The following is a 20,833-nucleotide window of genomic DNA, read 5'->3' as shown; positions in this document are numbered from 1 at the left end:
TGCCTCGAGATTCCCGACATGGACGTTCGTCAGCTTGCCTTCCTGGCTCGCCAGCCTTCTGCGGCCCTGAAAAACCGTGAGCATTTCCTCGGGCTACCCAAGCGCGGGTTGGCGTTCATCCTGGCGAACGCGATGTTCTGGCAGCCGCTGCTGGCCCAGGCGGATGGCATTGCTGTCAGCGGGGGCGGCACCACGCTTGGCCAGGCGGGCAATGGCGTACCTATCGTCAATATCGCCGCGCCGAATACCCAAGGGTTGTCGCATAACCAGTTCAGCGACTACAACGTCGGGGCCAACGGGGTCATTCTCAACAACGCCACCGCGCGGACCCAGTCGACGCAACTGGGCGGGATCATTCTAGGCAACCCGAATTTCAGCGGCACCGCAGCCAACGTCATTCTCAACGAGGTGAACGGCGGCAGTCCGAGCCAGTTGCGCGGTTATACCGAGGTGGCGGGGCAGTCGGCCCATGTGATCGTCGCCAACCCGTATGGCATCAGTTGCAATGGCTGCGGCTTTATCAATACCCCGCAGGCGACACTGACCACCGGCAAGGCGGTGATTACCAACGGCCAGGTGACGGGTTATCAGGTCGACCAGGGCAGCGTGTCCATCGACGGCGCGGGCATCAATGCCAGCAATGTCGACCAGTTCGAAATCATCACCCGCGCCGCGACCATCAACGCGCAGATCAACGCCAAGCAACTGACTGTGATCGCCGGTCGTAACGATGTCGACGCCCGCACACTCAGTGCCACGGCGCGGGCCGACGATGGCAGTGCCAAGCCCCAGGTGGCGATCGACTCCACGGCGCTGGGTGGTATGTACGCCGGCGCCATCAAACTGGTCGGCACCGAAGCCGGGGTCGGGGTCAAACTGGCCGGCAACCTGGCGGCCAGCGGCGGCGATATCCAGCTCGATGCCAACGGTCAACTGAGCATGGTCCAGGCCGCCGCCAGTGGCGCGGTCAACGTCAAGGCCGCGAGCCTGGATGCGCAAGGTCCGGTCTACGCCGGCAGCAGCTTGAACGTGCAGACCACGGGTGACCTGACCAGCCGGAACAATCTGGCGGCCAGGGACAGTATCACCCTCAACAGCGGCGGCCAGTTGACCAACAGGGGCATCATCGAAGCCGGGATCAATGCCGACAACACGCGCAACAGCACGGGCGATGTCAGCGTCACGGCGCAGACCATCAGCAACAGCGGCCAGAGCGTGATTGCCAGCCGCGACTTGAGCGTCATCGCCACGCAAACCCTGGGCAACCAGGGCGGCACCTTGAGCGGGCAGCGGCAAACTACCGTCACCGCCGGCACCCTCGACAACCAGAACAAGGGCCAGGTCCTCGGCGCCGATCGCCTGAACCTGACCGCCGATACCGTGCTCAACGTCCAGGGTGGCTTGATCAAAGGCCAGAACTCCTTGGTCGCGACCCTCGGTCACCTGAACAACAACGTCGGCGAAGTTTCCAGCCAGGGCAACAGCACGCTGATCCTGGGTACCCTGGACAACCTTACTGGCCTGGTCATGGCCGATAACGTCCTGGATATCACCGCCACGGGCGCGGTGAACAACCAGAACGGTCGCTTGGGTTCGAACAATCTCTTCACCTTCAAGGGCCAGTCCCTCGACAACACCCGCAAGGGCCGCGTCACCGCCCAGCAACGTCTTGACCTGACCGCCAGCCATTTTGATAACACGGGTGGCTCTGTTATCGCCAATGGTTCGTTGGGGCTGACCGGCGGCACGGTGGACAACAGCGGCGGCACATTGAGTGCCCAATCCGCTCTGATGATCACACTCGACGGCGCCCTGACCAACCAACTCGCAGGCTTGATCAGCAGTGAAGGCACCCTGACGGCTCATGCCGCCAGCCTCGATAACTCGGGCGGTAGTTTCTCCAGTGCCGGCCAACTGAGCCTGACCAGCGACGGTGCACTGATCAACCAGGCTGGCCGACTGGTCACCGACGGTGGCATCGACTTGCACAGCGCCAGCCTCGATAACCGCCAGAAGGGCACGATCAGCGGACAGGGCCCGCTGTCGATCACCACCGGCGCTTTCGACAACAGCCACGGTGGCTTCCTCAGCAGCGGCGACAGCCTGGAGCTGACCGCCACACAACTGACCAACCAGGATGGCGGCCGTATCGGCGCGGCCAAAGCCCTGACCGCCAGCGTCACCGGCCTGGACCAGCAAGGCGGTTCGCTCAAAGGCGACACGTCGCTGACCCTGGACCTCAATCACGGACAACTGAACAACCAGGGCGGCCTGATCAACGCGCCGTTGCTGGTACTGAAGAACCTCAAGGGCGTGAACAACCAGGGCGGTGAAATCTCCAGCGCCCAGGCGTTTACCCTGGTGGCTGAAAGCCTGAACAATGACAACGGCAAACTGCTGGGCAACCAGGCCCTGACCCTGCGTATCGACCAGGCCCTGAGTAATATCAAGGGCATGATCGCGGCGGCTTCGGTGGATGTGCACGCCGGTCGTCTCGATAACAGCGGCGGCACCCTGACCAGCCGCGCGGAGCTGGGCCTGACTATCGACGGTCAACTGACCAACCAGAGCCTGGGGCTGATCAACGCCGCCACGGGTCTGACGATCAACAGTGCTGGCATCGACAACCAGGGCGGCAGCCTGCTGGGCAGTGCCATCGCGCTCGACTTCGGCAACGCGACCGGCGACCTGAACAACGCCGCCGGCCAGATCACCACCGCCGGCAGCCTGACCCTCAGCCACCTGCGCGACCTGAACAACCAGGGCGGCACACTGACCAGCGCACAGAGCCTCAATCTGAGCGGGCGCACGCTGGACAACAGCAACGCTGGCAAGCTGATCAGCAACAACCAGCTGACCTTGACCGCCGATAGCCTGATCAACCAGAACGCTGGTTTGCTGTCGGGTTGGCAGGGCGTGACGATCAACGCTGGCTCGCTCGACAACCGCAACAATGGCACGGTCTCCAGTCGCAGCGGCAATGTCGATGTGACGCTCAGCGACGCGCTGCTCAACAGCAATGCCGGGGCGGTGGCCAGCCAGAAAGTCCTGACCGTCAAGGTGGGCAGCCTCGATAACAGCGCCGGCAGTCTCTCCAGTGCCGGCGCTCAAAGCCTGACGGTCACTGGTCTACTGAACAACGCCCAAGGTGGCCTGATCGACAGCGGCGCGATCCTGACCTTGAACGCCATGGCCCTGAACAACAACGGCACGGTTCAGGCGCAACAGGCGCTGAGCTTCACCGGTACCGACCTGGATAACAGCAACGGCACCCTGAGCAGCGGCGCAGGTGTCACCCTCGACCTGCTGGGCACATTGACCAACACCAAGGGGAAACTCTCCGGCGTCGGCCCGCTGCTGGTGCAACGCAGCCGCCAGATCAACAACCAGGGTGGTGAACTCTCCAGCCTGGGCTTGCTGACCTTGCTCAGCGGTGGCCTGGACAACAGCAACGGCGGGGTGGTCAGCGCCAATGACAAGTTGCTGATCACCTCGACGGGGACGGTCCAGAACGGTACTGGCGGGCTGATCGCCAGCCGCAATGGCGACCTGCAACTGAGCGCCGCCAGCCTTGGCAATGGCAAAGGCTCGCTGCAAGGCAAGGGCGCGGTCACGCTGGATGTCAGTGGTGATATCGACAACCAGAGCGGCAAGGTCATTGCCCAGGGCGGTGACCTGTTCGTCCAGGCGGCCAACCTCGATAGCCGTGGCGGTCTGCTGTCTAGCATCAGCGGCGCCATGACGACTCGCATCGTCGGGGTGCTGAGAAACGGCTATGACCTGAATAACAACCGCCAGGGCGGCACGCTTCAAGCCCAGCGCCTGGACCTGCAAGCCTGGGGCGGGATCGACAACTACGGTGGGCGTATCGCCGCGCAAACCGGTGATGCCGTGATCGCGACCGGCGCGGGCGACTTCGATAACCGTAATGGGGGGATCTATGCCAAGGGCCTGGTCCAGGTCAGTGGCCACAACTTCGATAACAGCGGTGACAACGACGGCCAGATCGCCGGTCGCCAGATCACCCTCGGCTTGGATGGCACACTGAACAACCGCCAGGGAATTATCGAGAGTGACACCACCCTGGCGATCCGCGCGGCCAGCCTGGGTAACCAGAACGGCCAGTTGCGTGCGCTGGGTGGCAGCGGCAAGACCGAATTCCAGATCGGTGGACTGTTCGACAACAGCAACGGCAAGCTGGAAACCGCCAACAGCGACCTGATTCTCGGCGTCGGCAGTTTCCTGAACCAGGGCGGCAGCGTGCTGCACACCGGTCTCGGCACCTTCGACACCGCCACGGCCAATCTCATCAGCGCCGGCGGTAGCCTGGTGACTCGCGGCGGCCTGACCTTGACGGCTGACGACTGGACCAACAGCAGTGTGATCCAGGTCGGGCGGCTGACGGTCAATGTCAAGAACCTGACCCAGACCGGTAGCGGGCAGTTGCTGGCCACCGACAGTTTCACCGGCAGCGGCGTCAACTGGAGCAACGACGGTTTGATTGCCAGTGATGGCGCGGCCAGTCTGAACCTGAGTGGCAACTATAGCGGCAACGGACGTTACACCAGCCTGGGCACCTTGGGCCTGAATGCCGCCCAGGTCAGCCTGGGCAAAACCGCGAGCATTGCCGGTGGTGGCGATACCACGATCAATGTCAGCGGCCAACTGAATAACTACGGCCGCATCACATCGGCTGGCGGCATGAGCGTCAATGCCGGTTCGATCAATAACTACGGGACCCTGGGCAGCAACGGCAAGCTACTGCTGAGCACGCCCAGCCTGTTGAACCAGGAGGGTCTGATCTTCAGCGGCGGCGACACGGCGTTGCAGGTCGACAGCTTCACCAACCATTCGGCCCAGCTTTACAGCTTTGGTGCCGTCAGTATCGATGGCTATGGTGGCGCGGCGCGGGCGAGCCAGGTGACCAATATCTCCGGGTCGCTGGAAAGCACTGGCAAGTTCAGCATCAACGCGGCCAACTTCGAGAACCGCACGGAGGGTTTCAGCCTGGGGCGCACGCTGGTCTCGGGGATTATCGGCATCCATTGCGTTGACTGTTCCGGGCGTGATTACGCTTTCACAATCGTCGTTCGCGAGACCTTCGAAGGACAGGATAACGATACCAGTGCCGCCGCCTCGCTCTCGGCGGGAAGCGACTTTGTCTTTCACGGTGGCAATTTTCTCAATAGTAAAAGCACTGTCAGTGCCGGCGGCGATATTGTCATTCAGGCTGATAACGTGAAAAACGTCGGATCGGTCGGCGGCACGATCGAGCGCACGCGCAGCTATAAGACGGTTGAGATTTACCACGATATCGCCGATGCCTTCGTCAACGACGCGGCCAACTACAACGCACGAAATAATCCTGATTATCCGAACGTCTACTACATCAATGGTTCCGGTGGCCTGACCATGGCTGTACCGGAGAGTTATCACCAGCGTGACGGACGTGACTGGGGGGAGACGGGCGTAAGGTTCAGGGACGCCGTCAGCGGCGAAGTGGTGGATCGCATACCTTTTAGTTATGCATACAAGCAAATCCCGCAGTCTCAGTATGACCGCAATAACCTACTGCCGCTTCCTGATCAATTACAGTCATACATGCTGACCGGCGACGTCGAAGTCGCCAAGGACGGCAGTGCTTCAGGCCGCAGCGCCGTTATCCAGGCCGGTGGCAATGTCTCGATCTCCGCAACCCAGGACCTGAACAATAGCGTCATTCATCAGGACTACGGGTTCAGCGCGGGCGCCAACAAAGTCCAGGACACCAAGGTGGCTGGCACTGGCGCGCCGGTCGTGAGCCGACTCAATGCCCAACTGCCACCGGACCTTGCGCAACAGCAGGTCAATCCCCTCGCGCTACCGGGCTTCAGCCTGCCCACCGGACAGAACGGTCTGTTCCGCCTGAGCGGTCAGAGCGGTTCCGCTCAGCAGGGTGTGGTGCTTCCGGACTGGAGCGTTGTGGGCACCTCGATTGGCCTCGCCGAGCGTCAGCCAGGTGCAACGGATGTGCAAGCGCTTGCGGCTAGCGGCGGCCAGAGTCTGGCGCGTGTCCAGGGCCTGCCGGACACCTCGGGTCGGACCCGCCCGCAGAAGTACCTGATCGAAACCAACCCGGCGCTGACCGACCTCAAGCAATTCATGAGTTCGGATTACCTGCTGGCCGGATTGGGCTATAAGCCCGATGAAAGCGCCAAGCGCCTGGGCGATGGTTTCTATGAACAGAAACTGATTCAGCAGGCAGTGGTTGCGCGTACCGGGCAGCGTTTCATTGATGGTCAGACCTCGGACGAGAAGCTGTTCAAGTACCTGATGGACAACGCCATCAGTAGCAAGCAGCAGCTTGATCTTTCAGTTGGCGTGAGCCTCACTGCCCAGCAGGTTGCGGCCCTGACCCACGACATCGTCTGGATGGAGAAGCAGGTCGTCAACGGTGAAGAGGTATTGGTGCCGGTGCTCTACCTGGCCCAGGCCACCAACCGCCTGGCGCCAAATGGCGCGTTGATTCAAGGGGCGGATGTCACCCTGATCGCCGGGGCCAACCTGGAAAACAGCGGGACCTTGCGTGCGAGTAGCAACCTGTCGGCTCTAGCGGGCAAGGATCTGCTCAACACCGGCTTGGTTGAAGCGAGCAATCGCCTGGACGCACTGGCGGGCAACAACATCGTCAACAAGTCGGGCGGGATCATTGCCGGGCGCGATGTCAGTGTGACAGCTGTCACTGGTGATGTGATCAATCAGCGCGATCTCAACCACACCGACCAGACCGTCGGCTTCGTCAGTGCTCACCGAGAATCGGTCGACAACGCCGCGCGCATCGAAGCGGCGAACAATCTCACTCTCAAGGCCGGACGCGACTTCAGTAACAACGGCAGCGTGCTGCAGAGCGGGGGCGATACGCGAATCGATGCCGGGCGCGATATCAATATCGCCGCGATTGCGAGCCATAGTTCCACGGACTATGGGCGAGGGACAAAAGACAGTTCCGTGACCCAGACGGGGTCGACGGTCAGTGCGGGGCGCGATCTGCAAATGAGTGCCGGTCGCGACCTCTCGGCTATCGCCAGCCAAATCGACGCCAAGCGCGATATCGCCATGGCCGCGACAGAAAACCTGACGCTGAGTTCGGCGGCGGATGAAAGCCATTTCCTGTCCAAAAGCCGAAGGGAAACCACCCAGAAAGATCATGTTGCTCAGGTGGCGACGACCGCTCAGGCCGGCGGGGACGTCAAGCTCAGCGCGGGCAAGGACCTGGGGCTGATCGCCAGCAAGGTCTCCGCGGGGAATGAGGCTTATCTGGTGGCGGGCGACCAGTTGGATCTGCTGTCCGCGCAAAACAGCGACTACTCGCTGTACGACATGAAGAAAAGGGGCAGTTGGGGTCGCAAGAAGACCCAGCATGATGAAGTTACCCAAGTGACCAATGTCGGCAGCGAGATCAAGACCGGTGGAAACCTGACGCTTCAGAGTGGCAATGATCAGCACTATCAGGTGGCCAAGCTTGAGAGTGGCAAGGATCTGACCATTGAAAGTGGCGGGACTATTACCTTCGAAGGACAGAAGGACCTGCATCAGGAGAGTCACGAGAAGAGCAGCTCCAACCTGGCCTGGATGTCGATGAAAGGCGAGGGACATACGGACGAAACGCTACGTCAAAGTGCTCTGATCGCCAAGGGTGCGGTGACGATCAAAGCCGTTGATGGTTTGAAAATCGATATCAAGCAGGTCAACCAACAGACGGTCAGCCAAGCTGTTGATGCCATGGTCAAGGCCGATCCCAGTCTTGCCTGGCTGAAAAAGGCAGAGGCCCGAGGGGACATCGATTGGAGAAAAGTTGAGGAGATCCACCAAAGCTTCAAGTATGAGCATTCGGGGTTAGGCGCGGGGGCGCAACTGATCCTGGCCATTTTGCTGGCAGCGGTAACGGGTGGTGCGGGTGCGGCCTTGGTGGGAGCCGCAGAGGGGTCTCTTACTGCGACAATTGCAAACGTTGCATTTGTTAGCCTGGAAAATACGGCGGCCAACAGTGCTATCAGCAATAAAGGCAATTTGGGGGCCGTTGTAAAAGATACTTTCAGCAGCGACAGCCTTAAGAGCGCCGCGATATCAGGATTGACTGCCGGGTTTACGCAAGGGGTCATTGATTCGAAGTTGGGGGGTACTACAAAACCATTCAATAACCTGACGAAAGGGTTTGACCTCAGCACCCTGGAGGGGATCGGCGGTTTTGCAATCCATGCGGCGGCACAGGGCGTTGCTGCTGGGGCGATCAAAACGGCCGTCAGTGGCGGCAGCTTGAGTGAGAACCTGCAACAAGGACTCGTCACACAAGCAGGCAACGTTGTTGCCGCCACGGCGTTCAATTTCGTTGGGAGTTATGCGCAGGAGCATTGGCAAGCGGCCCATGACGCCAATGACACAACTGGCATGGCGCTTTGGAAAGAAGGGGGCGTTGCGAGGACGGCGATGCACGCCTTGTTTGGCGGTGCTGTTTCCAGTGCAACGGGAGGTGATTTCACCAGTGGTGCAGTCGCGGCAGGTGCCAGCCAAGCCTTGGCGGGGGTTCTCAACGAGACCTTCGATAAGCAACCGAAACTGCGCCAGGCGTTTTCCCAGATTGTTGGTTTGACTGCGTCAGGGCTTGCCGGCGGTGATGTCGACAAAGCTTCGTGGATTGCGCAGATGGCTGATGGGTACAACCGACAGTTGCACCAGAAGGAAACCCTTGCCCTTGAAAAGCTCCAGGCTGAGGATCCTGACAACGCTCTCAAGCTGAAGGCGGCTGCCTGTGCGTTGGTCCATTGCAGTGCGTCTGTACCGCCGGAAGACCCTCGATACAACGATATTGTCGAGCTTGAACGCTATGGTGCCGACTTCAAAAACGAGCAAAAAGCGCTCGTGGCGACGGGCGCATTTGATGAGTACGGGGCGTGGGATAAAGCTAACGACAGCCTGCTCCTCAACGAAGAAAGCGCTCAGCGTTCGGGTGCTGCTACACGTGCCGTTGTGGGCGCTGTCGGTGCTGCGAGTGGTTTTGGCACCGCTGTAGCAACCACTCCTGCCTGTATAACCGGTGCGGGTTGTGCCTTGCCGATTTTGTCAGGGTTAGGGGGGCTGGCCTCTTTCGACGCTGGTTGGACGGCAACCGGAGAGCTGTTTGCTCCTTACGATTACACGCAAGGCAGCAAGGTTCTGGCATCCTTCAGTAGTGACACCTACCCGGGTGACGTCAATCCAATGAAGGATTACGGTACCGCGGCGGCCCGGGCGGCGATTGAGGCTATACTGTTCAAGGGCGCCAGTAAGTACGCGAATGGTAGCGGGGCATCAGTTTTAGTCGAGGGCGTGGAGGCTAAGGCTGCTGGAGCGGGTGCAAAAGGAGGGCCAGCGAGTAATCTGAATCCGACGAGTGCTATAACAGACGCTGAGGCTGGAACCAGTGGATTGGCAAAGATAGGTTCTTTGAAGGGAGAGCCTGAGCTGCCACCAAAAAATGCAAGTCCGGACATGATTCGATCAATTGAGCGTCAAAATGAAGCTTCGAAGGGACTTGCTCAAGCTGGATATGATGTTGAGCAGTTGGCAAATTCTGGGAAAAAAGGAGCCAACCCTGATTTGCGGATTAATGGTGAACTGGCTGATGTTTTCTCGCCAATCACCAATAGCCCAATTTCAGTGCTGAAAACAATAACCGGTAAAGTTGAGACTCAGGCTAGCAATATTGTTGTGAATTTGGCTGACTCTCCATTGACCTTTGTGCAGATAGAAAACGCACTGCGCTCGAATCCTGTCGAAGGCTTGAAAAAGCTTTATTTGATGAAGGGCGGGGAATTTAGGGTGATAGGGGCTGCGAAGTGACAATTACAATGAATCTTGAGATTGAAGTTGGAATTTCCTTTGAAGAAATTGCTTCAGTGCTCTCAGTGATGGGGGCTGAGCACGCAATTGAAAGTGGTTATCTAACAGGTAACTTTAAGTATTCAGGTGTTTATTTTGTATTTCGTTGCTTTAGTACTCCTGAGGACGTTGCTGCTGAAGGGGTTAATGTTGATTGGAAAGCAGGTATGAGTGGAGCGTTTCATTGTTCTATAAAATATTTGCTGGAGAGTTCTGAGGATATTAAGTCTTTCCTTACGAAGCTGTCGATAGAGACGGATTTTAAATTTGTTCTTTCTTTTCAGTACGAAAGCTTGTATGTGATTCGTGATGAGTTTGGTATTAGTTTTCTGAAAAATATGGTTGATTAGTTGGTGCAAAAGGAACTGGGGCTGTTGTAGATGACACGATCAAGGCATTACCAGCCCAAGACAAATAGATGCATCGTGGAGCGCGAGCACTTATAATAAAGGCGGTTTGATGACAGGTATTGAGCATATATTCTATCGCCATGGGCCTGACTCAGGATTTGCGAATGTTAGTAAGTTCTCGCAAGGAACATCTGTTAAAGATATCTCTAGTTATGTTGATAACGCACTGAGATATGGGAAGGTAACTCCTAATGGACCGGGTGGGCACGTTATTGAGTACAACGCAGGTAAGGTGATTGGAACAAACGTCTCAGACGCTCCAACATCGACAATCAAAATAAATGTTCGGGATGGTGTGATTCAGACTGCATTCCCGTACTAGTTAGGAATGGTTATGAGCAGTGGCGGCACACTAATAGAACGATTTATCGCCCAGGAGTTGGACGACAGCGTTCGCTCTATTTTGAAAGGTGCCTTTGATGAGCGGATGTGCTCAAAGAACGTTCTGCTCAGGGAGTTCGAGTTCAATTGCTTTGACGTTTCTTTGGACTTTGAAAAAGGCATCGTCACATTGCAAGATGTTCTTTCCGCTGGAGAGAGTAGCTTTCTTGATATGCCGATACGTGATTTTATCTCTGCTTGCGGTTTGAATGTCTCTTGTTAATTGTAGATGCCTAGATGTGATCTGACACCGGCCTAGCGCCGAGGGTGTAATTAGTTTTGTGTAAACGGTCATTTGGCAGGAGACTGCCTACCTCAGAGATTAGGACATGTCTGGAAATATCGGTGATGAATACAATCGAGCAGTGCTAACCGGACTGCGCTTTGTGCTGTTGATGGTTGTTTCGGCATGGCTTGCCGGGAAATTGCAGGGGCTGTTTCACAGCCACAACACCTTTGTTTTTATCGGCTTGCTGATGGCGATCTGGTTTGTCCTGAGCGAATTGTTGGAACGGGCAGGAAAAAAACGACGCCCCACGCAGATCGGAAAAACCGAGCAAACTGTTCGTCATAGGGAACGTTGATGCAACTATACAAAATGATGAGAACGAAAATGCTACGTAGATTTTTGCTCCGAAAACTGAAAGCGGGACAGATTTGAATGGCGCTTACTTAACCTTCTTAAGGTTCTCATTCTTCCTGGCTTCGACCCCTGCTGACCGGCGTACATCCGAAGATACGATGTCTTGCTTGAGGGATAGTTGCGCTGTGCCTATCCTCACGTCTATGATCCAGTTGTCGTTGCCAATTCAACGACTAGACCTTGGCCGGTCGATGAGAAAAGGCGCACAGGCGCCCACCATCCGAATTGCAGGCGCTTTTTTTGTGCCCGCACATTTCGTGTAATGGTGGCTGTGCGTGGGACACCTTCGGGTGTGCCGGGTCCTTTTCCCCGGTCGGCCAACCCGCGTACAGCTGCCACCCTTTTTCGCTTGGCCGCGAAAGGTGTCAGCTCCACTGAGAAGGAATTTCAGATGAGCTACATACCGCTAACACCCTCCTGCACCGACCGCCATATTCTCCTCATCAACACCCGGGCTTCGATCGTGGATTTGCATGCCTATGGAAGCGAGCGCATGCGCGCCGGCAAGGACATGATCGATAGTCTTTCCTGCATGGCACTCAGAAAAATCGACGACGAGGACTTGACCCATTTCATTCAGGGCGCTGCCTTGCTGCTGCGTGATGGGTATGACATCTGGAAGGTGGTCGAGACGAGGAGACTGGATGTCAACGCCCTGAATGACGCATCCGCGATGCGCTATATCGCACCAATAGTATGATGATCTGAGTGCTATTGATCATCTCTGGAGGCTAAATCATGGGAACTGTGCGTAAAACCATCACTGTGACCGATCAGCAAGACGGTTGGATCAAGGCGCAGATCGACGCTGGGCATTACACCAATGATAGTGAATACATTCGTGACCTGATCCGACGCGAACAGGAACGTAGCGCTGAATTTGAGGCTATTCGTGCTGCACTGATAGAGGGCGAATCGAGCGGGGAGCCTCGTCCATTCAACGCTGACGAATTCAAAAAGAGAATGTTGACCGCGCATGGCTGAATACCGTCTTACACCTGCTGCTGAACGCGATCTTTAAGTGATCTGGACCTTTACCGTTCAGCAGTGGGGCATTGAGCAGGCTAATCGCTACACCGACACCATGACGACGGCCTTTGCACAGTTGGCGCAGTCGCCTAAGACAGCCCCAGCGTGTGACCACATTCGACCGGGTTATCGTCGCTGTGGCGTTGAGCGGCACATGATTTATTTTCGCATCACGACTTACGGGATTGCGGTCGTTCGCATCTTGCATGATCGGATGGACGCGCCGCGCTATCTATCTGTGTAGCGCCTCACCCAAGGAGTCCATCCACAACTGCGCCAGTTCAATTCCCCCCTGGCGGCAAGGTTTCTGAGCGTTAAGTCTTTTAATACTCAGTAAGGTGAACCTGATGGCGATTTTCCATGACCGCCGGAATAGCTCGATGTCTCAGGCGCTTGCCTCCCACCAAAACCCGCAACTTGCACGCAGTTTGACGACCGGTCATGCAATCTGCACGATTGCGATTTTTGTAATGTATTTTAAGCTATTGATTTTAATTGGTTTATTCTGTTTTTAGAGGTTGGCACAGCGCCTGCAACCTTACAGATAACCCTGCCGCCAGGACCACGGCGCAGACTTTTCCAGAAGAACAGGAGTTACTTGTATGAAGAAGTTCGCTATCGCTGCCGCCACTGTCACCGCTCTGACCCTGGCCTTGGCCAACGCCGCATTTGCTGCTCAACCGACTTCTCAAGCTCCGATGGTTGTCGCGGCCGGTGAAGTCACCGAGGTCAAGGAAGTGACCTCCGACACCTGGATCACCACCAAGGTCAAAGCCGACCTGGTCACCGAAAAAGGCATCCCGGGTACGGACATCAAGGTTGAAACCAACAAAGGCGTGGTTTCCCTGTCCTCCATGAAAACTGTGACCCCTCAACAGAAGGACTTGGCAGTCAAGATCGCCAAGAATATCAAAGGTGTCAAAGACGTTTCGGCCGCCGGCCTGAAAACCGAGTAACACTCAAGGATCTCGCCGGAACCGGCAGTAGGGTGAGGCGGGTGGTCGTGTAGTACGTCTGCCGATCCTTGAGGTTCTCGCGAAGGGTCACAGGAAGTGACCAGCTACAGGCCCCGACGTTGTGCGTCGGGGCCTGTTTTTTTATGTGGGCGTTGTTGATGGCGTCGACGGGATATCAGTTGCCGCGCTTGCTGTCGATACTCTCCAGGCGCCCGCCGACAAAGCGCAGGTATTGGACCATGCCGCCGCTCTGGGGGTAGACCCATTCTTCAATCTGCACCTCGGTGCGCCGGTCGAAGCTGCGTTGATAACCCACCAGGTCCTGGGAACGCGGCTCGCCGCATTTGCCGAGCACCTCGGACTTGCGGTCCCCGACGCTGATCAACTGGCTGCCGCAACGCAAGGTGTCGGCCTCGGCCTGGCCGGCGAGCAACGCCAGCGCCAGGCCGAACAGTACGGGTTTGAGCTGGCTCATTCGCTATCCAGGTGCAATGGGGTCACGACGCGACCGTCGCTCTGGGCCTCACCGAGGTTGGCGTCGATAAAGTACACGCGATCATCGGCCAACTGGCCCTTGTCCACCAGGAAGTCCTTGATGCTGCTGGCACGGTCCTGGCCGAGCTTGCGCAGCAGCGGCTCATTGCCGCTCCAGGCCGTGATCACCCCGGCCTGCAGCTTGGCGGTACGTTCGTTGTTACCCAATTTGGCCCACTCGGCAGGAGGTTGCTGCTTGAGCAAGGTGCGATAGATACCTTCGAGCATCGGTGCTTTCTCGCCCTCCGGCACCTGAATCATCGAAGCCTGGGCCGGAACCTTGTCGCCACGACGCTGCAGCATCTTGTAGTAGGTGGCCTGGTATTCGCGCTCCAGGCGCTGCTGGGCGATCAACCCGCCATCGCTGGTCTGGGCCGCGGTGCCTTCGATCTCCAGGCGCAGGTTGGGGCGTTCCTTCAGGGCGGCCGCAAGCTTGGTCAGGGACGACTGGGCATCCTTGCTCAGTTCGCTGGAACCAGGGGCAAAGGACACGTTGCTCAGGTCCTGGGCGTCGCCGCCGGAGATCAGCCCGCCAATGAACTTGAACGGCGCGGTGGCGGCCCGCACGATCAGGTTGCGCAGGGTCTGCCAGATGATCGGCATCACGCTGAACTGCGGGTTGTTGAGGTCGCCGCTCACCGGCAGCTCGATGGAGATCTTGCCGTCGGAGTCCTTGAGCAGGGCAATCGCCAGCTTGATCGGCAGGTCCACGGCATCCGGGCTGTCGACCTTCTCACCCAGTTGCAACTGTTCGAGCACCAGCTTGTTTTCGGCTTTCAACTGCCCCTTGGTGATCAGGTAGTGCACGTCGAGATTGAGCCGGCCCTTGCGGATGCGGTAACCGGCGAACTTGCCGGAGTAGGGGGTCAGCGTGGTCAGCTCGACCCGCTTGAAGCTGGTGGCGATATCCAGGCTGGCCATCGGGTCGAACGGATTCAGGGCGCCCTTGATGGTCACCGGCGCATAGCGGTCGACCTTGCCCTGGATATCGACGCCCGCCGGTTTCGGCTGGCGGCTGTCGATGGTGCCGATCTGGCCGTTGAGCTGCTGGATCGCCGTGGCGAAATGCGGAGTCAGGCTGAAGTCGGCGAAGTTGGCCGAACCGTCATTGATGGCAATGCCGCCAATATGGATGCCCAGCGGCTTGCTGCTCGATGCCGTGGCTGGTGCCTTGGCTTTTTCCGCGCTCTTGCTCACCGCCGGTTGCGGGATCAGCAGGTCATCGATGTTGGTGCTGCGGTCATCGTTGATCATGAAGCGCGCATAGGGTTGCAGCAGGTTGACCTTGTCGATCGACAGGCTGTCGCCGTGCTGATAGTTCAGGCCGTCGAGGGTCAGCTTCTGCCACTTCAGGAAGTCGCGGCTCTTGAGGGTGTCGAGGGTGTGCAACTGGTCGACCTGGGCCTTGCCGGTCACGCTGAAGGCCAGCGGGTCGACGCTCTTCAGGTTGACCGCCAGGTCGCTGCCGAGCATGCCGCTGCGCACTTCCAGACGAATGAACGGTTCGACATAGGCCTGGGCCACCCGCAGGTCGATGTCCTGGGTGTTGACCTTGAGCCGGGCACTGATCGGCTTCAGGTTGACCTCGCCGCTGGCGAGGATCTTGCCCTGCTTGCCCAGCCCGGTGTCGAGCTTGAGGGTGAAGGGCGACTGGTTGAGGCTGTCGAAGTTCTCCAGGTCCAGGTTCAGTGGGCCGAGTTCCAGGGCCACTGGGGTTTTCGGTGCGCGGTCGGCCAGGTGCACGCGGTAGTCGCGCAGTTGCACGTCCTTGAGCAGGACCTGCCAGGGCTTGCTTGGCGCCGCCGGTTCGGCCTTGGCCGTGTCGGCGGCGGCCGGTGCTGGCTTGGCGGCGGGTTTGGCCGGTTGCGCGGCGAAGAGTTTCTGCCAGTCGAGTTGCCCGTCCTGCTCGCGGGCGGCCCAGGTCTCGAGCTTGTTGCTGCGGATCTTGCCGACGATCACCTGCTGCTTGGCCAGATCGACGCTGGTTTCGCTGACGTCCAGGCGTTCCAGGCGCACCAGTGGACGTCCGTCCGGCGCTTTCATGGCGAAGGGCGCGACGCTGACGGCGGTGTTGCTCAGCAGCAGTTGGGTGTCCTTGGCGAGGCTGAACTTGTAGTCGGTGCTGAGGTTGACGACGCCATTCTCCAGCACCAGCGGCAAGGCATCGCGGACATAGGGCCACCAGGCTTTCATCTGGCTGTCGCTGACCTTGAGCGAACCCTCGGAGGCGACGGGCACCAGGCTGAGGTTGCCTTTCCAGTCGATCCGTCCGCCTTCGCCACCGATGGCCACCAGGGTCATGGCGGCGTTGTCTTCAGGCAAGGTGCTGAGGTTCTTCAGTGCCAGGTCCATCGGGGTGTAAGTGAATTCGATCGGTTCGCTGGGGCGCAGGTCCTGGAAATGCAGGCGCCCGCCCGCCAGCCCGATCTGGTCGATGCGCAGCGGGAACGGCTTGCCGTTGGGGTCGGCCGGGGTCGGTTGGCTGGGCGGCAGCTTGAACAGCTGGGTCAGGTTCAGGGTGCCGTCCTTGCTGAACGTCACCTCGGTGTTGGGCTTGTCCAACTGGATTTCGACCAGGTGCAGGGCGTGGGTCCAGAGACTGTCGATCTGCAGGTTGGCATAGAGCCGCTCGAACGCGACCTGTTCCTTGCCCGGTTCGCCGATATTCAGGCCCCACAGGGTCAGTTCGAGACTGAAAGGATTGAACTCCAGGCGCTGGAGGCTGGCGGGTACCGTGGCGTAGTGCGCCAGTTGCTGGTTGGCGATGCGCAGGCCAACCCCGGGGATGATCAGGAACCCCAGCAGGCTGTACAGCGCGAGGACGGTCAGCAAGGCGCCGAGGGCGCGTTTCAATCCTTTGGGCATGTGAGTCGTCGTCTCTCTAAGTCGGCGGTGCCTTGGAGTATGGCATGCGTTGGTGGTTCCGCGGCAAGCCCTTGTTGCGCCGGAATAACAGGTGTTTGCGAGTCATTCCTAGAGCTGCAGAACCAGGGTCTTGAGGGGCGGTTGCAGGTCGCGGGAGGGGAAGTCGGCGGCGGGTGCCAGCACCTGCCAGTCGCGCACCGCGCGTCCGGCTTTTTCCGCGCAACGCAGGACCTGCTCGCGCCAGTCTTCCAGGCTGACTTTCGCCAGGTTGTTGCAGCAAATCAGCACACCGTCGTCGGCGGTCGCCAGCAGGGCCGGCTTGAGCAGGCTCTGGTAATCGCGCAGCAGGTCGACGGTGCCAAAGGCGCTCTTGGCCCAGGCCGGTGGATCGAGCAGCACCAGATCGTATTGGCGCTGTTCCAGGCGCAGGTAGCTGGGCAGCTTCTGGCCGCGCCGCTGGCTGATGGGCAAGCCGGCCAGTTGGCGGATGGCGGGGAAGTAGTCGGACTGGATAAAGTCCATCGGCGCCAGGTGCGGGTTGAGTTGACCGTTCTCCCGGCCCACCGCCAGGTTGCCCTCGGCGAAGTCCAGGTTGCAGACTTCCCGGGCACCGCCGGCCGCGGCACTGAGGCCGACGCCGCAGGTGTAGGCGAAGAGGTTCAGCACGCTTTTGCCGGCACTGTGCTGGCGGACCCAGCCGCGGGCGTTGCGCAGGTCGAGGAACAGCAAGGGGTCCTGGCCGGCATGCCGACCACGCACGCGGTAGTTCAGGCCTCCTTCGTGGCCGACCAGGTCGGCGAGGGCGGCGTCGTCGGCGCGATAGACCGGGTCTTCGCGATCGATGCGCGAGTTGCCCCGGGAGCGGTCGTTGTAGACCAGCAGGGTGTCCAGTTCCAGGTGTCGGTTGACGGCCGCGTGCAGGGCCAGCAGGTCTTCGCGTTCCAGGCTCTGGTGGAAGGTCTGCACCATCAGTTGCGGGCCGTAGCGGTCAATGGTCAGGCCGCCGGCGCCCTCCTGGCTGCCATGGAACAGGCGATAGCAGTCGGTGCCCTGGCCGTGCAGCTCGGCGAGCAGGTCCTGGCGATGATCGAGGGCGGCGCGCAGCGCCTGGTTCAAGGATGACATGCACGGCGCCTTGGAGTCGGATTTGGCGCGGGAGTTTACCAGCCTTCAGGGGATCAGGCCCATGCGCCGTTTGGCACGCTGGGCGGAGCCGTCGCGCATCGCCCAGCGCAACAACGGCGCGCTGCGTTTGACGCCGACCCGGATGACCTGGCGCTGCAGCGGGTTTTGCGTTTGGCCGAGCATTTCGCCAGCCCAGTCCGGCAACAGGTCGATACCGGCTTGCATGATCAGGTTACCGAACGGTTGGGCCAGGCGGCTTGGCGCGGGGGCGGCCAGCAGCAGACGCAACACCTCGCGGCTGCGCGCATCGCAGAGCAGTTGTGGACGCATCCGTTGCAGGTATTCGGCGATGGCTTGGCGCGAGCGCGGCACATCCCGCGCGCCCAGGCGCTCGGCGATCAGGGCGATTTCAGCGTAATAACGGTCCTGGTCCGCTGGCGACAGCCGTGGGTTGCGGTAGCGCAGATGCGCCTTGAGAAAGCTGCTGACTTCGGCTACATGCACCCAGGTCAACAGCTCCGGGTCGCTGGCGGCATAGGGGCGGCCATCCGGCGCGGTGCCGACCACCTGCAAGTGGATGGTGCGCACCTTGTCGATCAACCACTCGGCGTCCTTGCGCGAACCGAAGGTCGTCCCGGCAATGAACTGGCTGGTGCGGCGCAGGCGCCCGAGCATGTCCTGGCGAAAGCTCGAATGGTCCCAGACCCCGGCCAGGGCCAGGGGATGCAGGGCTTGCAGCATCAGGGCGCTGATGCCGCCGATCAGCATGCTGCTGAAGTCGCCATGCACCTGCCAGCTCACCGAGTCCGGGCCGAAGAGGCCAGGGTCGCCCTTGGGGTTTTCCAGATCGAGCATGCCCAGGGACAGGCCGGTGAGACTCATGATCTGGGTTTCGATGCGACTGCGAAGAAATTCCATGCTGGCTCGGTCAATAGGGCGGCGCATAGCGTCCGCCGCCCGGGGTTCAGGGGTTCAGGCGTTGCTCGATCAGACCGTCGACCACGCCCGGGTCGGCCAGGGTCGAGGTATCGCCCAGGCTGTCCAGCTCGTTGCTGGCGATCTTGCGCAGGATACGCCGCATGATCTTGCCCGAGCGGGTTTTCGGCAAGGCCGGTGCCCATTGGATCAGGTCCGGCTTGGCAAAGCTGCCGATCTCCTTGCCGACCAGGGTCAGCAGAGCCTTCTTCAGTGCCTCGTTCACCTCGACGCCTTTCATCGGGGTGACGAAGGCATACAGGCCCTGGCCCTTGAGGTCGTGGGGATAACCGACCACCGCGGCTTCGGCCACGCTTTCATGCAGTACCAGGGCGCTCTCCACCTCGGCGGTGCCGATGCGGTGGCCGGAGACGTTGATCACGTCGTCGATACGGCCGGTGATCCAATAGTCGCCGTCCTCGTCACGGCGGGCACCGTCGCCCGTGAAGTAGTAGCCGGGGTAGGGGTTGAAATAGGTTTCGAGCATGCGTTGCGGGTTGCCGTAGACGCTGCGGATCTGCCCCGGCCAACTGTTTTTCAGGGCCAGCACGCCGCTGCCGGCACCGCTGATTTCCTCGCCGTGCTCATCCAGCAGGACCGGCAGCACGCCGAACATCGGCTGGGTCGCGCAGCCTGGCTTGATACGGCTGTTGGCGACCAACGGGGTGAGCATGATGCCGCCGGTCTCGGTCTGCCACCAGGTGTCGACGATGGGGCAGCGCTGTTCGCCGACGGCATTGAAATACCATTCCCAGGCTTCCGGGTTGATCGGTTCGCCGACACTGCCGAGCAGCCGCAGGCTGGCCCGCGAGGTGTTTTCCAGAGGGGCGTGGCCTTCACGCATCAAGGCCCGCAGGGCGGTGGGCGCGGTATAGAAGATATTCACCTGATGCTTGTCGATGACCTGCCAGAAGCGCGAGGCATCCGGATAGTTCGGTACGCCTTCGTAGATCAGGCTGGTCGCGCCGTTGGCCAGGGGACCGTAGACGATATAGCTGTGGCCGGTGACCCAGCCGACATCGGCGGTGCACCAGAAGACTTCGCCGGGGCGATAGTCGAACACGTACTGGAAGGTCATGGCGACCTGCAACAGGTAGCCGCCGGTGCTGTGCAGCACGCCCTTGGGTTTGCCGGTGCTGCCGGAGGTGTAGAGGATGAACAGCGGATCTTCGGCGTCCATCGGTTCCGGCGGGCAGTCGTCGCTGACGCCGTGCAGGGCTTCGTGGTACCAGAGGTCGCGCCCCGCGACCCAGTTCACCTCGGCCTGGCTGCGCTCCACCACCAGCACGCTGCTGACATTCGGACAACTGCGCAGCGCCTGGTCGACATTCTGCTTGAGGGGCACGTACTTGCCGCCGCGCACGCCCTCGTCGGCGGTGATCACCGTGCGGCAGTCGGCATCGAGGATGCGGTCGCGCAGGGCATCGGGGGAGAAGCCGCCGAATACCACCGAGTGAATGGCACCGAGGCGGGCACAGGCGAGCATGGCGTAGGTCGCTTCGGGAATCATCGGCATGTAGATGCAGACCCGGTCGCCTTTTTTCACGCCGCGTTCCTTGAGCACATTGGCCAGCCGGCAGACGTTGTGGTGCAGTTTGCGATAGGTGATCTGCGCCGACTCTTGGGGATTATCGCCTTCCCAGGTCAGGGCGATCTGCTCGCCCCGGGTGGCGAGGTGGCGGTCGATGCAGTTGTAGCTGACATTCAGTTGCGCGCCGCTGAACCAACTGGCCTGGCCGCTGTGCAGGTCGCAGTGCTGGACGCTGTCCCAGGGCTTTGACCAGTCGAGAAAGCGTTTGGCCTGTTCGGCCCAGAAGGTGTCGGGGTGGTCGATGGACTGGCGGTAGAGGCGCCGGTAGTCGTCCTGGCTCAACTGCGCGGCTTGGCGCACGGCGTCGGCCTGGGGGTAGGTGCGAAGATCGAACATGGCGATTCCTTGTTCTTGTCTACGACAAGTCTCAAGGGTGCGCTCTGTTGTGGCGGGGTTCAAGCGGATAAAAGGTCGAACCTGCACCGAC

The 20,833-nt window shown here is 59.8% G+C and carries 13 protein-coding genes; 8 read left to right on the top strand and 5 right to left on the bottom strand.

Annotation, left to right across the window (positions count from 1 at the left end; genetic code table 11):
• Nucleotides 1–18: 18 nt before the first annotated feature.
• The 8 genes from PFEN_RS27290 (at nucleotide 19) to PFEN_RS27255 (ending at nucleotide 13,316) form a co-directional block, all read left to right on the top strand.
• On the top strand, nucleotides 19–9,858 hold the full coding sequence (locus PFEN_RS27290; protein ID WP_191489693.1) for a filamentous hemagglutinin N-terminal domain-containing protein: 9,840 nt from the start codon (nucleotides 19–21) through the stop codon (nucleotides 9,856–9,858).
• An 8-nt stretch (nucleotides 9,859–9,866) separates the two neighbouring features.
• Nucleotides 9,867–10,247, top strand: a complete 381-nt coding sequence (locus PFEN_RS27285; protein WP_191489692.1) for a hypothetical protein — start codon at nucleotides 9,867–9,869, stop codon at nucleotides 10,245–10,247.
• A gap of 394 nt (nucleotides 10,248–10,641) precedes the next feature.
• Nucleotides 10,642–10,911 carry a hypothetical protein gene (locus PFEN_RS27280; protein ID WP_191489691.1) on the top strand — a complete coding sequence of 90 codons (270 nt, stop codon included), beginning with the start codon at nucleotides 10,642–10,644 and terminating at the stop codon, nucleotides 10,909–10,911.
• Nucleotides 10,912–11,017: 106 nt separating this feature from the next.
• Nucleotides 11,018–11,272 carry a hypothetical protein gene (locus PFEN_RS27275; protein WP_191489690.1) on the top strand — a complete coding sequence of 85 codons (255 nt, stop codon included), beginning with the start codon at nucleotides 11,018–11,020 and terminating at the stop codon, nucleotides 11,270–11,272.
• 450 nt (nucleotides 11,273–11,722) lie between these two features.
• Nucleotides 11,723–12,031 (top strand): hypothetical protein, encoded by a 309-nt coding sequence (locus PFEN_RS30890; protein WP_224771077.1) that lies wholly within the window; start codon nucleotides 11,723–11,725, stop codon nucleotides 12,029–12,031.
• A 38-nt stretch (nucleotides 12,032–12,069) separates the two neighbouring features.
• The gene (locus PFEN_RS27265; protein WP_191489688.1) at nucleotides 12,070–12,315 is read left to right on the top strand and encodes a type II toxin-antitoxin system ParD family antitoxin; all 246 of its coding nucleotides are present in this window, start codon (nucleotides 12,070–12,072) and stop codon (nucleotides 12,313–12,315) included.
• Nucleotides 12,316–12,352: 37 nt separating this feature from the next.
• A complete protein-coding gene (locus tag PFEN_RS27260) occupies nucleotides 12,353–12,604 on the top strand; it encodes a type II toxin-antitoxin system RelE/ParE family toxin (RefSeq protein ID WP_224771076.1) in 252 nt (83 codons plus the stop codon).
• A gap of 358 nt (nucleotides 12,605–12,962) precedes the next feature.
• The gene (locus PFEN_RS27255; protein WP_191489687.1) at nucleotides 12,963–13,316 is read left to right on the top strand and encodes a BON domain-containing protein; all 354 of its coding nucleotides are present in this window, start codon (nucleotides 12,963–12,965) and stop codon (nucleotides 13,314–13,316) included.
• 175 nt (nucleotides 13,317–13,491) lie between these two features.
• Here the strand turns inward: PFEN_RS27255 and PFEN_RS27250 are convergent, their stop codons facing one another.
• The 5 genes from PFEN_RS27250 to acs form a co-directional block, all read right to left on the bottom strand.
• Nucleotides 13,492–13,791 (bottom strand): DUF2845 domain-containing protein, encoded by a 300-nt coding sequence (locus PFEN_RS27250; protein ID WP_191489686.1) that lies wholly within the window; start codon nucleotides 13,789–13,791, stop codon nucleotides 13,492–13,494.
• Nucleotides 13,788–16,715, bottom strand: coding sequence for a DUF748 domain-containing protein (locus PFEN_RS27245; RefSeq protein ID WP_191489685.1), 2,928 nt, complete (start codon nucleotides 16,713–16,715; stop codon nucleotides 13,788–13,790). The genes PFEN_RS27250 and PFEN_RS27245 overlap by 4 nt, the downstream gene beginning before the upstream one ends.
• Before the next feature lie 108 nt (nucleotides 16,716–16,823).
• The gene (locus PFEN_RS27240; protein ID WP_191489684.1) at nucleotides 16,824–17,840 is read right to left on the bottom strand and encodes a class I SAM-dependent rRNA methyltransferase; all 1,017 of its coding nucleotides are present in this window, start codon (nucleotides 17,838–17,840) and stop codon (nucleotides 16,824–16,826) included.
• Nucleotides 17,841–17,885: 45 nt separating this feature from the next.
• Nucleotides 17,886–18,758: an oxygenase MpaB family protein gene (locus PFEN_RS27235; RefSeq protein WP_191489683.1), complete on the bottom strand. Its 873-nt coding sequence runs from the start codon at nucleotides 18,756–18,758 to the stop codon at nucleotides 17,886–17,888.
• 46 nt (nucleotides 18,759–18,804) lie between these two features.
• Nucleotides 18,805–20,742: an acetate--CoA ligase gene (gene acs / locus PFEN_RS27230; RefSeq protein WP_191489682.1), complete on the bottom strand. Its 1,938-nt coding sequence runs from the start codon at nucleotides 20,740–20,742 to the stop codon at nucleotides 18,805–18,807.
• Between the last annotated feature and the right edge of the window lie 91 nt (nucleotides 20,743–20,833).

Origin of the sequence: Pseudomonas sp. FEN, assembly GCF_904067045.1 — a bacterium.
In the GTDB taxonomy this organism is placed as follows: Bacteria; Pseudomonadota; Gammaproteobacteria; order Pseudomonadales; family Pseudomonadaceae; genus Aquipseudomonas.
Note: the sequence above shows the minus strand (reverse complement) of the source record. Positions and strands in the feature narration are given on the sequence as shown.

Bases quoted from the DNA above. Each gene is read 5' to 3' on its own strand.
- PFEN_RS27290 (WP_191489693.1), top strand. From the start codon at position 19: ATGGACGTTCGTCAGCTTGCCTTCCTGGCTCGCCAGCCTTCTGCGGCC.
- PFEN_RS27285 (WP_191489692.1), top strand. From the start codon at position 9,867: ATGAATCTTGAGATTGAAGTTGGAATTTCCTTTGAAGAAATTGCTTCA.
- PFEN_RS27280 (WP_191489691.1), top strand. From the start codon at position 10,642: ATGAGCAGTGGCGGCACACTAATAGAACGATTTATCGCCCAGGAGTTG.
- PFEN_RS27275 (WP_191489690.1), top strand. From the start codon at position 11,018: ATGTCTGGAAATATCGGTGATGAATACAATCGAGCAGTGCTAACCGGA.
- PFEN_RS30890 (WP_224771077.1), top strand. From the start codon at position 11,723: ATGAGCTACATACCGCTAACACCCTCCTGCACCGACCGCCATATTCTC.
- PFEN_RS27265 (WP_191489688.1), top strand. From the start codon at position 12,070: ATGGGAACTGTGCGTAAAACCATCACTGTGACCGATCAGCAAGACGGT.
- PFEN_RS27255 (WP_191489687.1), top strand. From the start codon at position 12,963: ATGAAGAAGTTCGCTATCGCTGCCGCCACTGTCACCGCTCTGACCCTG.
- PFEN_RS27250 (WP_191489686.1), bottom strand. From the start codon at position 13,791: ATGAGCCAGCTCAAACCCGTACTGTTCGGCCTGGCGCTGGCGTTGCTC.
- PFEN_RS27245 (WP_191489685.1), bottom strand. From the start codon at position 16,715: ATGCCCAAAGGATTGAAACGCGCCCTCGGCGCCTTGCTGACCGTCCTC.
- PFEN_RS27240 (WP_191489684.1), bottom strand. From the start codon at position 17,840: ATGTCATCCTTGAACCAGGCGCTGCGCGCCGCCCTCGATCATCGCCAG.
- PFEN_RS27235 (WP_191489683.1), bottom strand. From the start codon at position 18,758: ATGGAATTTCTTCGCAGTCGCATCGAAACCCAGATCATGAGTCTCACC.
- acs (WP_191489682.1), bottom strand. From the start codon at position 20,742: ATGTTCGATCTTCGCACCTACCCCCAGGCCGACGCCGTGCGCCAAGCC.